Raw genomic sequence first — 12592 nt, 5'->3', positions numbered from 1 at the left:
TCCTCATTCGGTTCGGTGCCGCCGGAGCACGAGAGTGCTGCGGTTGCGGCCGTCGGCGTAGCGGTAGCTGAAGTCGTCCAGCGCGGTGATGGCGAGGTGGATCCCCAGTCCGCCGATCGGCCGCTTCGCCAGGGGGACGTCGGGCGTCGGGGGTTTGCACCCGGCGGCGGGGTCGAAGGGTGGGGCGTCGTCCTCCAGGCGGATCCAGACGGTCTCCTCGTCCATTCCGCCCGCGAGCCGCAACTCGCCCTCGCCGCCGCGGTAGCCGTGCATCACCACGTTGGTGGCGAGCTCGTCGGTGGCGAGCCGGAGCCGGTACGCGGCCTCGGGGGTGAGCCCGGCCCGCTCGGCGAGCTCGTGGCAGAAGTGCGCGACCTCGTCCAGGGAGGTCAGCGCGGCAGCGATGCGCAGGGCGGTCATCCGCGTGATCCGTCCGGTCCCACTCGTCCTCACTCGTCGACGAGCGTGACGCTGTGGTCGAAGCCGGCCTGCCGGATGGTCCGGGCCACCGGCGCGCTCGACCCGGACACGGTGATCACGACGTCGTCGCCCATCTTCTGACGGGCGAACACCAGGGAGCGCAGGCCGGCGCTGGCCATGTAGGTCAACCGGCTGGCCTCGATGACGACATGGGTGACCCCGGCGGCGGCGGCCTGCTCGATGGTGTCGTGGAAGGCGGGGGCACTAGCGGCGTCCAGCTCGCCGGCGAGGCTGATGGTCGCGGTGTCGGTGGACGTGGTGACCGAGACGGTGAGGGCCATGGGAGTGCGTTCTCCGGTTCTTTCGGGTGTCAACGGGCTAGCAGGATCACGGCGGATCGCGGGGCGATCCGGTAGCGGCCCGGGGTCTCCAACGGCGGCTCCGCGCCGGGCCGGTGGAGATCGTGCGGGGCATCGGCGGCGGTGTCGGCCACCAGGTGCCAGGCCGTGCCGGGGCGTGGCTGCGGCAGTTCGAGGTCGTGCGGCTCCCAGTGGGCGTTCATGGCGACGTAGATCTGCTCGTCGCCCTCGCGCAGCACCGCCAGCAGGCGGCTGTCCGGGGACCAGTCGGGATCCCAGGCGCGCACGCCGTGCCAGCTGACCTCGCCGCCCGGGTGGTCGGCGCCGCGCAACAACGGGTGGGCGTGCCGGAAGGCGATCACGCCCTGGACGAAGCGGTGCAGGTCCGCGTTGGCCTCCAGCAGGCCCCAGTCCAGCCAGGACAGCTCGTTGTCCTGGCAGTAGGTGTTGTTGTTGCCGGCCTGGGTCCGGGCGAGTTCGTCGCCGGCCAGCAGCATCGGCACGCCCTGGCTGGTGAGCAGGATCGCCATGGCGTTCTTCATCTGGCGCCCGCGCAGCCGCAGGATCCCCGGGTCGTCGGTGGGGCCCTCGGCGCCGCAGTTCCAGCTCTGGTTGTCGTTCGCACCGTCGGCGTTGCCCTCGCCGTTGGCCTCGTTGTGCTTCTCGTCGTACGAGACCAGGTCGTGCAGGGTGAACCCGTCGTGCGCGGTGACGAAGTTGACCGAGGCGGCAGTGCCGCGGCCGCCGTACAGGTCGGGCGAGCCGGCCAGGCGGGTGGCGAGTTCGCCGACCGTGCCCTCGTCCCCCTTGAGGAACCGTCGAACGGTGTCCCGGTACTTGCCGTTCCATTCGGCCCAGCGCCCGTAGTCGGGGAAGCTGCCGACCTCGTACAGGCCCGCGGCGTCCCAGGCCTCGGCGATCAGCTTGCAGTGCCGCAGCACCGGGTCGTGCGCCAGCTGCTCCACCAGCGGCGGGTTGGCCAGCGGAGTGCCGTCCGGTGCCCGGTCGAGGATGGCCGCGAGGTCGAAGCGGAAGCCGTCGACGTGGTACTCGGACACCCAGTGGCGCAGGCAGTTCAGGATGAAGTCGCGCACCACGGGGTGGTTGCAGTTGACGGTGTTCCCGGTGCCGCTGAAGTTGTAGTAGTGACCGTCCGGCGTCAACATGTAGTAGGTCGCGTTGTCCAGGCCCCGGAAGGAGATCGTCGGCCCCTGTTCGTTGCCTTCGGCGGTGTGGTTGAAGACCACGTCGAGGAGCACCTCGATACCGGCCGCGTGCAGGTCCTTGACCAGCGTCTTGAACTCGTCGGCCTGCATGCCGAACCGTCCGGTGGCCGCGTAGCCGGCCTTGGGCGCGAAGAACCCGAGGGTGTTGTAACCCCAGTAGTCCAGCAGCGGTTCGCCGGTCGCCGGGTCGCGGCGCGGGTTGTCGTGCTCGTCGAACTCGAAGACCGGCATCAGCTCGACGCAGTTGACGCCGAGTTCCCTCAGGTACGGGATCTTCTCGCGCAGACCCGAGAAGGTGCCGGGGGCGGACACCCCGGAAGACGGATGGCGGGTGAAGCCACGCACGTGCAGCTCGTACACGACCAGGTCCTCGGTGGGGATGTGCGGCGGCGCGTCGTCGCCCCAGTCGAAGTCGTCCCGCACCAGCCGGGAACGGTACGGGCAGGGGCGGTCGCGGTCCGGCGGGGTGCCCCAGACGTCCCGTCCGGAGATCAGCCGCGCGTACGGGTCGGTCAGCACCCGGGCCGGATCGAAGCGGTCGCCGCGCCCGGGGTCGAAGGGGCCTTCGGCACGGAAGCCGTACTCCAACTCCTCCTCGTCCAGGCCGAAGACGGTCATCGCGAAGACGCTGCCGGTGCGGAACGCGGCGGGGAACTCCAGCTCGGCCAGCGGCCGGGAGGCTCCCGCCTCGAACAGCACCAGCCACATCCGGGTGGCCCGGTCCGAGTGGACCGAGAAGTTGACGCCACCCGGCACCGGCGTGGCCCCGAAGGGCAGCGGGCGGCCGGCCCGGACGCCGTAGCCGGCGACGGTCCGGGTCGGGTAGGCGTCGATGCGCTCACCGGTGCTCATTCGCGGGCCGGTCCGAGGACAGCCGACGCACTCTCCCGGACGTCGAAGAAGTCGAGGAAGCCCGTGGAGGCCATCACGAACCGCACCTCCTCCGCGAGCCCGACCAGCACGGTGGCGCTCTGCCGACGCAGCGCCTGCCGGTGCACCAGCAGCAGGGTGCGCAGGCCCGCACTGGAGATGTACGGCACCCCGCTGAGGTCGATCACGGTGGTCTCGGTGCCGCCGATCAACGGCAGCATGCTGCCCTGGAGTTCGGCGGAGGTGACGCTGGTGATCTCCCCTTCGAGTTCGACGACGGTGACGCCGTCCTGCTCCCGGGAGCGGACCGAGACCTTCATGACGCCTTCCCCACCGGTTCGAGGCGGACCCGGACCTTCACCCGGCCCCGGCCGCGCGGCAGGAGCACGGTGAGCGCGTCGGCGTCGTAGTCGGGGTACGGCTCGCCGTCGACCTCCACCGCGGCGATCCGCACCGAGCCGGCCGGCAGCAGGTCGGGCGAGACGCGCAGCAGACCGCCCGGAAGACCGTCCGGGTCGGGCTTGAACCAGAAGTCCATGCCCCGGCCGCCGATCAGCAGGTTGTTGTAGACCGCGGCGAGGTAGCACAGCTCGGCCGAGTGGTACATGCTCATCGAGTGGCTGCCCTTGAGCCGCTCGGTGCCGAGCAGGTAGGGCGTGCCGGAGGCGAGCACGTTGAAGTAGACGGCGCCCTCGTCGTGGTCGAGGAAGTAGGCGTTGTAGAACGCCTCCGCGTGGCGGGCGTCGCGCAGGAAGTCCTTCCGACCGGTGATGCCGTGAAGGATCAGGTAGGCGAGGATCGCCTGTTCCTGCTGCCACCAGGCCTTGCGGTCGTGCCAGGCGAACCGGTGGTGCTCCTGCCCGTCTGCCAGGATCCGCTCGACCACGTCGTACCAGCCGCCGCGCTGGCGGTCGCTGCCGACGGCGGGCATCAGCTCGCCGATCTCGGCGGCCGCCTCCAGGTACTCCCGCTTGGAGCGCAGCGACTGCATGCGCATCAGGTTCCAGGCGATCTTCAGGTTGTGGCCGACCACCGCGCGGTCCTGCTGCCAGCCGTGGGTGGTGTCGTGCGACCAGTCGCGGTGGAAGCGCTCCTGGACGAAGGGGCTGGTCTTGCGGGCGGGGCTGTGCTTGTCGGGAACGAAGTGTTCGACGATGGTGTCGAAGGTGTACTCCAGCATCCGGGCGTACGTCTCGTCCCCGGTGGCCAGGTAGAGGTTGATCAGGTACGCGGGGGCGTGGTCACCGACCGAGTTCCAGTTCTTGCGCGCCTTGTTGGGGCCGAGCGAGTCGTGGTCGGCGCGGAACAGGATCGGGTCGACGTGCGAGTAGTAGCCGCCCTGCTCGCGGTCGAGGAAGAACTTCTCGAACAGCCGCAGGGTGGCGTCGGCATCGGCCTTGATCCGCGGGTCGCCGGTGACCCGGTAGGTCTGGACCGGGCCGGCCAGCGCGTAGATCTGCTCGTACATCGGGATGGCGTCGTAGTCGTCGGCGAACTCCGAGGTGAAGAGCTTCTTCTCGATGTCCCCGTCCACGCTGAGCCCGTGGTACCAGTAGACGACGTCCTCCTCCGGGTCCACCACGCGCATGTGCTCGCGCAGGTACTCGGTGCCGCGCTCGGCGACCTCCAGGTACTCGTCGTTGCCGGTGAGCAGGAAGGCGGAGGCCATGCCGTACACCAGTCGGGAGATGGTGTCGGTCTCCTGGACGTGGCTGGCGGTCTTGTCGCCGCCCAGGCGCAGCTGGGTGCGGTACCGGGTGTAGTCGATCGGGCCGTCACCGAACTGGGCGCGGCGGTAGAAGCCGGCGATGGACTCCAGCTGGCGGATCCACCAGTCGGTCTCCTCGAAGCGGTACGCGTCGGCCTGGCGGCCGAGGAAGACCAGGCGTTTGGCCTCGATCCGCGTCGTGCCGCCCTCCGGGTAGAAGACCACGTGGGCGAAGAGGTGACGGCCGGGCTCCAGCATCGTGTCGAGGTGGCCGCCCGCGTCGGTGTACGGCTCCTCCAGGTTGCGCAGCAGCTCGGCGGAGACCTCGCCGGCGGTGGCGATCTCGAAGTCCCTGCCGTCCGCGGTGCGGAGGGCGAAGGTCCCGCTGTCGCGGTCGTGCGCGGTGACGTAGCCCGCGATGGTGTCGGAGAACGTGAAGTTCACCGTGTCAGACATGGTTCTCCCTTTCGGTGATCTCGATGGCTTCCTGGTCCCGGTAGCCCTGGCCGACCTCGACGACCACGCCGTCCGGGTCGCGCAGCCACACCGCCCGCCAGCCGTCCAGGACCTCGTCGAAGTCCAGCGGACCGAGCGTGACGTGGGCGTCCTCGCCCATGGCGGCGAGCAGGGCGTCGACACTGTCGGTCCGGAAGGCGATGTGGCGTACGGCGCCGGGCTGCGCCGGGCCGTCGGCCGTGGTGGTCGGAGCGGGCGGCTCGCTCGGGACGGGGAAGAGTTCGAGGTAGGTATCGCCGTTGCGCAGGAAGAGGATCTCCCCGTCGCCGACCGGCACCGCCCGGGCGCGGTGGTAGCCGAACCAGCGGGTGTAGAACTCCTCGGTGGCGCGTTGGTCGCGGCAGTTAAGGCCGACGTGGGCCCAGCGCATCATCGGCTCCTCCGGTCGGCGAGCACGTCGATGACCGTCCTGGCGAGGAGGTGGTGGTGCTCGCCGGTACGCGCGGTCACCAGGTCTGCGTCAACCACGACGTCCTGGTCGACGTACTCGGCGCCCATGTTCCGCACGTCGCCGATCAGGTTGTTGTGGCAGACGACCTTGCGGCCCTTGACGGTCTGCGGGATGGCGGAGGCCAGCCACATGCCGTGGCAGATGATGCCTTTGACCACGCCTGGCTCGGACAACGCCCAGCGCAGCAGCCGGGTGGCGGGGGCCAGCCGGTTGACGTCATCGCTGTAGCGCAGCCGGTCGGCCACCATACCGGAGGGCACGATGATCGCGCCGTACCGGCGCGGGTCGACGCCTTCGAGGCTGCGGGTGACGGTCAGCGGAGCGCGGAACTCGTGCCCGGTGAAGGTGAGTTCGCTCTGGCCCCAGAGTCGGCTGAGGAGGTCGACCTCGGCGCCCTCCTCGGCGAAGCGGTGCCGGTAGTAGGTGATCTCGGGCTCGTAGTAGTCGCTCTCCACCAGCACCGCGATGCGGGTGCCGGTCAGCGGTCCTTCCCTGACGGCGACGTCAGACATGGGTCCCTTCCCTGATCAGGTCGGCCGCCCGTTCGGCGATCATCACCACGGCGGCATGGGGGTTTCCGGAGGGCACGGCGGGCATCACGCTCGCGTCGGCGACGCGCAGCCCGCGCACCCCGTGGACGCGCAGGCGTGGGTCCACCACCGACAGGTCGTCGGCGCCCATCCGGCAGGAGCCGGCGTGGTGGTGGTAGCTGTCGGCGGTGCGCCGGACGAAGGCGCGCAGCTGCTCGTCGCCGCGGACGGCGGGCCCTGGCCACAGCTCCCGCTTGTGCCAGGGCGAGAAGGCGGCGGCGCCGATGATCTCCCTGGCCAGTTTGACGCCGTCGATCAGCCGCTTCAGATCGGAGCGGTCACCGAGGTAGTTGGGGTTGACCAGCGGAGGGGCGAGCGCGCCGGCCCGGGCGAGTCTCACCCAGCCGCGGGATGCCGGCCGGACGACGCCGGGCAGGACGCTCACCGTGTCCATCCGCCCGCGGGTCGCTTCCTGGTCGAACGGGCCGTGTACGAAGGCGAGTTGGAGGTCGGGTGCGGGAAGGCCCGGTTCGGAGGCGAGGAACAGGGCCGCCTCCGAGAGGTTCTGCCGGGCGGCCGGTACGGGGGTGCGCGATTCCGACATGACCGCGGTCAGCACATGGTTGTGGAAGTTCTCCCCGACGCCGGGCAGCGCGGCGTTGACGGTGATGCCGAAGTTCCTCAGCTGGTCGGGGTTCCCGATACCCGAGAGCAGCAGCAGCTTCGGCGACTCGATCGCGCCCGCAGCGAGGATCACCTCGGCCGTGGCGTGGACCTGGTGGATGCCCGTGCGGAAATCCTCGCCGTGCGTGTCGCGTACCGCGCGCCCTTCGAGGCCGGCCTGCTCCGGACGCTGGAGGTACTCCACGCCGACGCAGCGGCCGTCCATCACCACCAGTCGCAGCGCCTGGGCGTTGCTGCGCAGCCTCAGGTTGGGCCGGCTCAGGGCGGGTTCGAGGTACGCGGCGAGCGCGCCCCGGCGTCGGCCGCCGGCGGTTTCCAGGCGGTGCCAGGCGACGCCGTGCACCGGGCCGTCGGCGAAGTCCGCGAGCCGCGAGTGCCCGAGCTCGACGCAGGCGTCGACGAACGCCCGGGAGGCCGGGTTCGGCCCGTTCAGGCCCGCGTGGGTGACCGGCCGGTCGGCCTCCATCCGGTCGAAGTAGGGCCGGACGTCACGGTACGACCAGCCTGCCGCGCCCTGGTAGGCCCAGTGGTCGAAGTCCGCCGGGTGCCCCCGGACGTACATCATCAGGTTGAGGTTGCTGCTGCCGCCCGGGGCCCGGCCACGCGGTTCGCGGGTGACCCGGCCGTCCAGGCCCGGCTGCGGGGTGCTGCGGTAGCGCCAGTCGATACGGCTGCCGAGCAGCCGCATCCAGGCGGTGGGGTCGTCCACCTCGGCCGGGATGCACCCGGCTCCGGCCTCCAGGAGCAGCACGTGCACGTCCGGGTCCTCGGTGAGGCGGTGGGCCAGGACGCTGCCGGCCGTGCCCGCGCCGACGATGACGTAGTCGAACTCCTCCCTCATCACGGCCTCTGGCTCTGGGACAGCACCTGGAACGGCAGGGTGTCGTGGAAGTTGGACATGTAGGTGATCCGGCCGTCGCGGATGCGGAAGTAGTTCATGACGTCCGCCTCGATCGGCCTGCCCGAGGAGCTGCGGGCCGAGATGTGGGAGACCACGGCCGCTTCCTCGCCGTCGGCGTCGACCAGGAAGTAGCGGGGGAGGTTCTCGAAGGAGGCGTACATCTCCCCCATGCCCCGCATCATCGAGCGGAGCCTGCCGCGGCCCTCGATGCGGCCGGCGAGCTGTTCGTCCATCACCATGTCCTCGGCGAAGAGATCGCACCAACTGTCCCAGTCGCCGTCATTGGCGTGGACGTAGTAGTTGGCCAGCACCTCTCGGGCGTTCATCGCTTCTCCCCCGGTCACAGTGCGGCGGAGCCGGGCATCGGCTCCAGCGCGTTGCAGGTGTAGGTCTTGATCAGCGGGATCCGGCCGTCCTCGCCGGCCACCACGGTCCAGGTCTGGTCTGCGTCGAAGCCCAGCCACTGGCTGTCGGCAGCCGGCGCCTTCCACACCCTGGCCTGCCAGTTGACGTTCACGCGGACCTCGGCCTCGGCTCCGTCGATGGCCACCCGGACCCGGAGCACGGTGTGCTCCTCGTCGAAGAACCGGTGGACGGCGGCCCGGTACCAGTCGGCGAAACCGGTATGGCCGCAGAAGACGCCCTCGGGGAAGCGCAGTTCGAGGCCGTCGTCGACCAGGAACCGCTTCACCTCGTCCGGGTCGCGGTGGCGGTCCAGGGCGGAGTACCACCGCTCGACGAGGCTGCGGACGGCCCGCTCGGTGAGGTGGGGCCCTGTGGAGGCGGGCTCCGGCATCGCGACAACTCCTTGGGGTGACGTCAGACCTGGAGGTCGACCAGGAAGGGCCCGGTGGCGGCGAGCATCCGCTCGACCGCGGCCGCGGCCTCGTCGGGCTTCTCCACCCGGATGCCGTCGGCGCCCAGGGCGCGGGCCAGCTCGGCGAAGCGGATGTCCGGGCGGGAGAGGTCGAAGGAGGAGGGGAACTCGTGCTCGGGGATGTTCCGCTCCTTCCAGTACTGGGCGATGTTGTCGTCCAGCAACCGGTACTTGCGGTTGTTGCAGACCACGAACTTGGCGGCGACGCCGTACCGGGCCGCGGTCCACAGCGCCTGGTACGTGTACATCGCGCCGCCGTCGCCGGTGAACCCGACCACCGCGCGGTCGGGACGGGCGAGCTTGGCGCCGATCGCGCCGGGGATGCCGACCCCGAGCGAGCCTCCCCGGGTCAGGAAGTAGTCACCGGGCCGGTCCGGCGGCAGGTGCCTGACCAGGGTCGGCGAGGAGGTGAGCGCCTCGTCGAAGACGATCAGGTCCCCGCCGGTCTGCCGGGCGAGCTCCCGGACGAACCGCTCCAGCGTCGTGTCCCCGGGCGCCACCGGCCGCTGCTCGGCCGTTCGGGCAGCCAGCCGCGACGCAGCCGCGCGCTTCTGGCGCACGCTCAGGACCGCCTCCAGCTCGGTGGCCAGGGCTGCCAGGGCCGGCTTCGGGTCGGCCACCAGACCCAGGTCCACGGGATGGTTCTTCGCGATCTCGTACGCGTTCAGATCGACGTGCACGATCCGCGCGTCCACCCGGAACGGGTTGGTGAGCACCGGGAAGACCTCGGGGAAGACGTACGTACCGACGATCAGCACGGCGTCCGCCTCCGCGACCACGGCCGCGCTGCGCCCACCGAACATGTGGCCGAGCTGGCCGCACGAAAGGGGGTGCGAGGCCGGCATGTTGACCTCGGAGGAATCCACGCACCACACATCCGACCCGAGGACCTCGGCCACCCTGACCAGCTCCGCCTGCGCCCCCGCAACCGCCACGCCGTCGCCGACCAGGATCAGCGGCCGTTCCGCGCCCGCGAGCAGCCCGGCGGCCCGGGTCACCGCCTCCGTCGGCGGGGCGGAGGCGGTGACCGGCACGGATGCGGGGAGGACGGGCTCGTCGTTGATCTCGTCGAGGACGTCCATCGGTACGGCCACGAACACCGGGCCGCGCGGCTCGGTCATCGCGATCTTCACCGCGCGGCGGACCACCCGCAGCAGCGAGCGCGGATCGGTCACCCGGGTCGCGTACTTCGTCACCGGTCGCGCCATCGCGACCAGATCGGACGCCATCTGCGCGTCCATGGCGTCGTAGCGCAGCCCGGCGTCACCGGCGATGACGACCAGTGGTGTGTGTCCGCGCAGCGACTGGTAGAGCATGCCGATCCCGTTGCCGAGACCGACACCCGAGTGCAGCTGCAGCAGCGCCGGCCCTCCGGTCGCCCGGGCGTAGCCGTCGGCGATGCCGGCCGCGACGGTCTCCTGCAGCGCCAGCACGTACTGGAACCCCTCGGCGTGTTCCGCCGCGTCCAGCAATCCCTGCTCGACCGTTCCGGGATTCCCGAACATCAGCCGCATTCCGTCGGCCCGGAACTGCTCGATGAGTTTGACGTTTCCCGTCTTTCCCGCCACCGAATTACCCCCGCCCCTTCCTGGCGACCGATTTCCTCACCAGCCGAACCTGGTGAGGCCGTCCTCCAGCATTTCGACCATCTTCCGGCCGGTGAGGAAGGAGTCCGGGGTCGAGCGCCCGGTGACGAACGGGTGGTCGACGATGACCGACACCGGCTTCCCGAAATTGCCGTGATAGGAGCCGCCGGGCCCCGTGGCGTCGCGCAGGATGTACTCCAGCGGGTACGGCGGCGGGCCCATCACGAAGTCGGTGCCGAGGAATCCGGTGCCGTCCTTGTAGTCGTACTCCTTGCAGTGCCCGGTCACGTGCTTGCCCCGGATGATGCTCTTCCGGTCGTCCCAGTCACGGGCGAAGGCGAGGCAGGCGACGCCGTAGCACTCGGCGCCGATCGGCTTGCCGGCCCGCAGGAAGGCCAGGATCAGGTCGTGGACACGCTCGTTGTTCGCCAGGTCGACGATCGGGCCGCTGCCGCCGACGATCAGCAGCGCGTCGTACTTCCGCAGATCGGCGTCGACCTGCTCCAGCGAGCGGTGGTACTCCTCCAGCTCTCGCAGGTGGCCCGGCGAGCTGGTGTAGGGGCGCTCGGGGAGCCACGCATTGAGGTTGAGCGGGTCGTCGAGCCGGTTGCCGCTGTCCACGGCGCGGCCCAGCGCGGCCACCTCGGCGGTGGTCACCGAGCGGCCGAGCGGCGGGTCGACGTACTCCTCGTCCAGGCTCGGCGGCAGCGCCCGGGCCCGCTTGCCGCCCGGCGTCGCGAAGGTGACGCGGTAACCGCGCTGGTCGAACTCGCTGAGCGGGCCGACCAATTCCTCGGCCCAGTAACCGTATTCCGAGAGAACTATCAGAATGTGCTTCGGCACTTCCCTTTCCTCCTTCACCGACGGTTGTTCGACTTTGAGACTGAGGGGTGGGGAACGACCCTGTCAAAGGGCTCGGATCCAGTTTGTGAGGTTTCCGCGAGTTGGTGAGGTCGCGTTCGGGCGGCGTCAAGAAGCGGACCACCGGACAGAGTTTGTTAGGTCGCCGCATGGACCCGTGCCGCCCCGGATAATCTCTCGTCGCCGACTCGGGAGAGAAGAAGGCAGGCGAATACGAGAATGACCAGAAATCGGTCCGATGAATTCCTCGACGCCGTGCGGCGGGGCGACGCCCCCGGCGTGCGGCGGTCGTTGACCGCCGGCGCCGACCCCGGCGCCCGGGACACGGCGAGCGGGCTGACCGCCCTGATGATCGCCGCAGGCCGCGGAGACGTCGCGCTGGTCCGCCAATTGCTGGAAGCCGGCGCCGACGTCTACACCGCCGACTCGCGCGGTGGCGGCACCGCACTGCACAAGGCTGTCCAGGGCGGCGACCTGGAGACCGTCCGAGTGCTGCTGGAGGCGGGCGCCTTCGTCGACGCCGTCGCGGCCACCACCGGGCACACGCCGCTGATGGACGCCCTCTGGTACAAGCGGCCGACCGTGGCGGCCATCCTGCTGGAGCACGAGGCGGGGCTCAACCTGTCCACGCACTACGGCTTCTCGATGCGCGAGCACTTCGAGTACGAGCTCAGCGTGAACACCCGCGGCAAGGAGAAACTCCTGGAGGCAGAGCGTCTGCTGACCGCCCGCACGCGGGCGGACGAGGCCGCGGCCGAGCAGCAGAAGCTGATGGCGGCGGTCGTCTCCGGCGATCTCGCCGCCGTTCGCCGGCTGCTCGCCGAGGGTGCCGAGGTCGACGCCCGCTTCCCTGTGGTCAACGGCTTCAACGACGCACACACCCCGCTGCTGGTGGCCTGCCGCGACGGACACGAGGACATCGCCCGCGAACTGGTCGCCGTCGGGGCCGACGTCAACGCCACCGAGCCCACCTTCGGCGCCGTGCCCCTGCACAAGGCCGTCTACAACGGCCATGCCGGGATCACCGCACTGCTGGTGGCCGCGCCCGGCACCGACCTGGACTTCCAGGGCATCACCAACGGCTACACCCCGCTGCACGACGCACTCTGGCACGGCTACGAGGAGTGCGCCCGGATCCTGATCGACGCCGGCGCACGGCTCGACGTGGTCGGCCACGACGGCAAGCTCCCGGCCGACATCGCCCGCGAGAGCCTCGGCGCCGCACACCCCCTGACCCGCGTCCTGACCCACGGCCGCTGAGGAGCGCAGCATGCTGTTCTACGTCCAGATGAAGTGGAAGCACGAGGGCCGGATCTCGCTCGACGAGCTGTGGGAGGTCGAGCAGGAGGAGGCCGAGCACGCCGTCGACACGATCAACTCCGGTTTCTGCGTCGGCATCTGGAAGGTCGCGGCGCAGAAGCGGGTGATCGCGATCATCGACTCCCCCGACGCCGAGGAGCTCGACCGCACCGCCCTGGGCCGCCTGCCGATGCGCGAGTACCTGGAGTTCGAGGAGGTCTGGCCGCTGCGCGACTACCTCGGCTTCGCGGAGGACGTCAAGAAGCGCTACCAGGTCTGACAGCGCCCATTCACCCCTGGAGGA

At 70.3% G+C, this 12592-nt stretch carries 14 protein-coding genes; 2 read left to right on the top strand and 12 right to left on the bottom strand.

Going from position 1 to position 12592, the window contains the following annotated elements; translation table 11 throughout:
- Positions 1-3: 3 nt before the first annotated feature.
- Genes ACH4E7_RS37370 through ACH4E7_RS37315 form a run of 12 tightly spaced genes read right to left on the bottom strand, consistent with a single transcriptional unit; the run spans position 4 to position 10971 of the window.
- Positions 4-420 carry an ATP-binding protein gene (locus tag ACH4E7_RS37370; protein WP_396253647.1) on the bottom strand — a complete coding sequence of 139 codons (417 nt, stop codon included), beginning with the start codon at positions 418-420 and terminating at the stop codon, positions 4-6.
- Positions 421-449: 29 nt separating this feature from the next.
- A complete protein-coding gene (locus tag ACH4E7_RS37365; RefSeq protein ID WP_396253646.1) occupies positions 450-761 on the bottom strand; it encodes an STAS domain-containing protein in 312 nt (103 codons plus the stop codon).
- 29 nt (positions 762-790) lie between these two features.
- Positions 791-2857 carry a glycogen debranching protein GlgX gene (glgX, locus tag ACH4E7_RS37360; protein WP_396253645.1) on the bottom strand — a complete coding sequence of 689 codons (2067 nt, stop codon included), beginning with the start codon at positions 2855-2857 and terminating at the stop codon, positions 791-793.
- Positions 2854-3195 carry an STAS domain-containing protein gene (locus ACH4E7_RS37355; RefSeq protein WP_396253644.1) on the bottom strand — a complete coding sequence of 114 codons (342 nt, stop codon included), beginning with the start codon at positions 3193-3195 and terminating at the stop codon, positions 2854-2856. The genes glgX and ACH4E7_RS37355 overlap by 4 nt, the downstream gene beginning before the upstream one ends.
- Positions 3192-5039, bottom strand: a complete 1848-nt coding sequence (locus ACH4E7_RS37350; RefSeq protein WP_396253643.1) for an AGE family epimerase/isomerase — start codon at positions 5037-5039, stop codon at positions 3192-3194. The genes ACH4E7_RS37355 and ACH4E7_RS37350 overlap by 4 nt, the downstream gene beginning before the upstream one ends.
- Entirely contained in the window at positions 5032-5472 is a 441-nt protein-coding gene (locus tag ACH4E7_RS37345) for a VOC family protein (protein ID WP_396253642.1), read from the bottom strand. Before ACH4E7_RS37345 ends, ACH4E7_RS37350 begins: the two co-directional genes overlap by 8 nt.
- The gene (locus ACH4E7_RS37340) at positions 5469-6062 is read right to left on the bottom strand and encodes a DJ-1/PfpI family protein (protein WP_396253641.1); all 594 of its coding nucleotides are present in this window, start codon (positions 6060-6062) and stop codon (positions 5469-5471) included. The genes ACH4E7_RS37345 and ACH4E7_RS37340 overlap by 4 nt, the downstream gene beginning before the upstream one ends.
- Entirely contained in the window at positions 6055-7605 is a 1551-nt protein-coding gene (locus ACH4E7_RS37335; protein ID WP_396253640.1) for a GMC family oxidoreductase, read from the bottom strand. The genes ACH4E7_RS37340 and ACH4E7_RS37335 overlap by 8 nt, the downstream gene beginning before the upstream one ends.
- Positions 7605-7991, bottom strand: coding sequence for a nuclear transport factor 2 family protein (locus ACH4E7_RS37330; protein WP_396253639.1), 387 nt, complete (start codon positions 7989-7991; stop codon positions 7605-7607). The genes ACH4E7_RS37335 and ACH4E7_RS37330 overlap by 1 nt, the downstream gene beginning before the upstream one ends.
- Before the next feature lie 14 nt (positions 7992-8005).
- Positions 8006-8461 (bottom strand): nuclear transport factor 2 family protein, encoded by a 456-nt coding sequence (locus ACH4E7_RS37325; RefSeq protein WP_396253638.1) that lies wholly within the window; start codon positions 8459-8461, stop codon positions 8006-8008.
- 23 nt (positions 8462-8484) lie between these two features.
- Complete coding sequence (locus ACH4E7_RS37320; RefSeq protein ID WP_396253637.1) at positions 8485-10110, bottom strand: thiamine pyrophosphate-binding protein; 1626 nt, start codon at positions 10108-10110, stop codon at positions 8485-8487.
- A 36-nt stretch (positions 10111-10146) separates the two neighbouring features.
- Positions 10147-10971: a type 1 glutamine amidotransferase domain-containing protein gene (locus ACH4E7_RS37315; protein ID WP_396253636.1), complete on the bottom strand. Its 825-nt coding sequence runs from the start codon at positions 10969-10971 to the stop codon at positions 10147-10149.
- Positions 10972-11208: 237 nt separating this feature from the next.
- Between ACH4E7_RS37315 and ACH4E7_RS37310 the strand changes: the two genes are divergently transcribed.
- A complete protein-coding gene (locus ACH4E7_RS37310) occupies positions 11209-12249 on the top strand; it encodes an ankyrin repeat domain-containing protein (protein ID WP_396253635.1) in 1041 nt (346 codons plus the stop codon).
- Between the two features lie 10 nt (positions 12250-12259).
- A complete protein-coding gene (locus ACH4E7_RS37305; protein ID WP_270140906.1) occupies positions 12260-12568 on the top strand; it encodes a muconolactone Delta-isomerase in 309 nt (102 codons plus the stop codon).
- Positions 12569-12592 lie beyond the last annotated feature (24 nt).

The organism is Kitasatospora sp. NPDC018058, assembly GCF_044327205.1.
GTDB lineage: Bacteria > Actinomycetota > Actinomycetes > Streptomycetales > Streptomycetaceae > Kitasatospora.
This window is presented reverse-complemented; position numbering and strand designations above follow the sequence as displayed.

Excerpts from the sequence above, each read along its gene's own strand:
- ACH4E7_RS37355 (WP_396253644.1), bottom strand. The coding sequence starts at position 3,195 with ATGAAGGTCTCGGTCCGCTCCCGGGAGCAGGACGGCGTCACCGTCGTC.
- ACH4E7_RS37365 (WP_396253646.1), bottom strand. The coding sequence starts at position 761 with ATGGCCCTCACCGTCTCGGTCACCACGTCCACCGACACCGCGACCATC.
- ACH4E7_RS37305 (WP_270140906.1), top strand. The coding sequence starts at position 12,260 with ATGCTGTTCTACGTCCAGATGAAGTGGAAGCACGAGGGCCGGATCTCG.
- glgX (WP_396253645.1), bottom strand. The coding sequence starts at position 2,857 with ATGAGCACCGGTGAGCGCATCGACGCCTACCCGACCCGGACCGTCGCC.
- ACH4E7_RS37335 (WP_396253640.1), bottom strand. The coding sequence starts at position 7,605 with ATGAGGGAGGAGTTCGACTACGTCATCGTCGGCGCGGGCACGGCCGGC.
- ACH4E7_RS37340 (WP_396253641.1), bottom strand. The coding sequence starts at position 6,062 with ATGTCTGACGTCGCCGTCAGGGAAGGACCGCTGACCGGCACCCGCATC.
- ACH4E7_RS37350 (WP_396253643.1), bottom strand. The coding sequence starts at position 5,039 with ATGTCTGACACGGTGAACTTCACGTTCTCCGACACCATCGCGGGCTAC.
- ACH4E7_RS37330 (WP_396253639.1), bottom strand. The coding sequence starts at position 7,991 with ATGAACGCCCGAGAGGTGCTGGCCAACTACTACGTCCACGCCAATGAC.
- ACH4E7_RS37310 (WP_396253635.1), top strand. The coding sequence starts at position 11,209 with ATGACCAGAAATCGGTCCGATGAATTCCTCGACGCCGTGCGGCGGGGC.
- ACH4E7_RS37370 (WP_396253647.1), bottom strand. The coding sequence starts at position 420 with ATGACCGCCCTGCGCATCGCTGCCGCGCTGACCTCCCTGGACGAGGTC.
- ACH4E7_RS37325 (WP_396253638.1), bottom strand. The coding sequence starts at position 8,461 with ATGCCGGAGCCCGCCTCCACAGGGCCCCACCTCACCGAGCGGGCCGTC.
- ACH4E7_RS37345 (WP_396253642.1), bottom strand. The coding sequence starts at position 5,472 with ATGATGCGCTGGGCCCACGTCGGCCTTAACTGCCGCGACCAACGCGCC.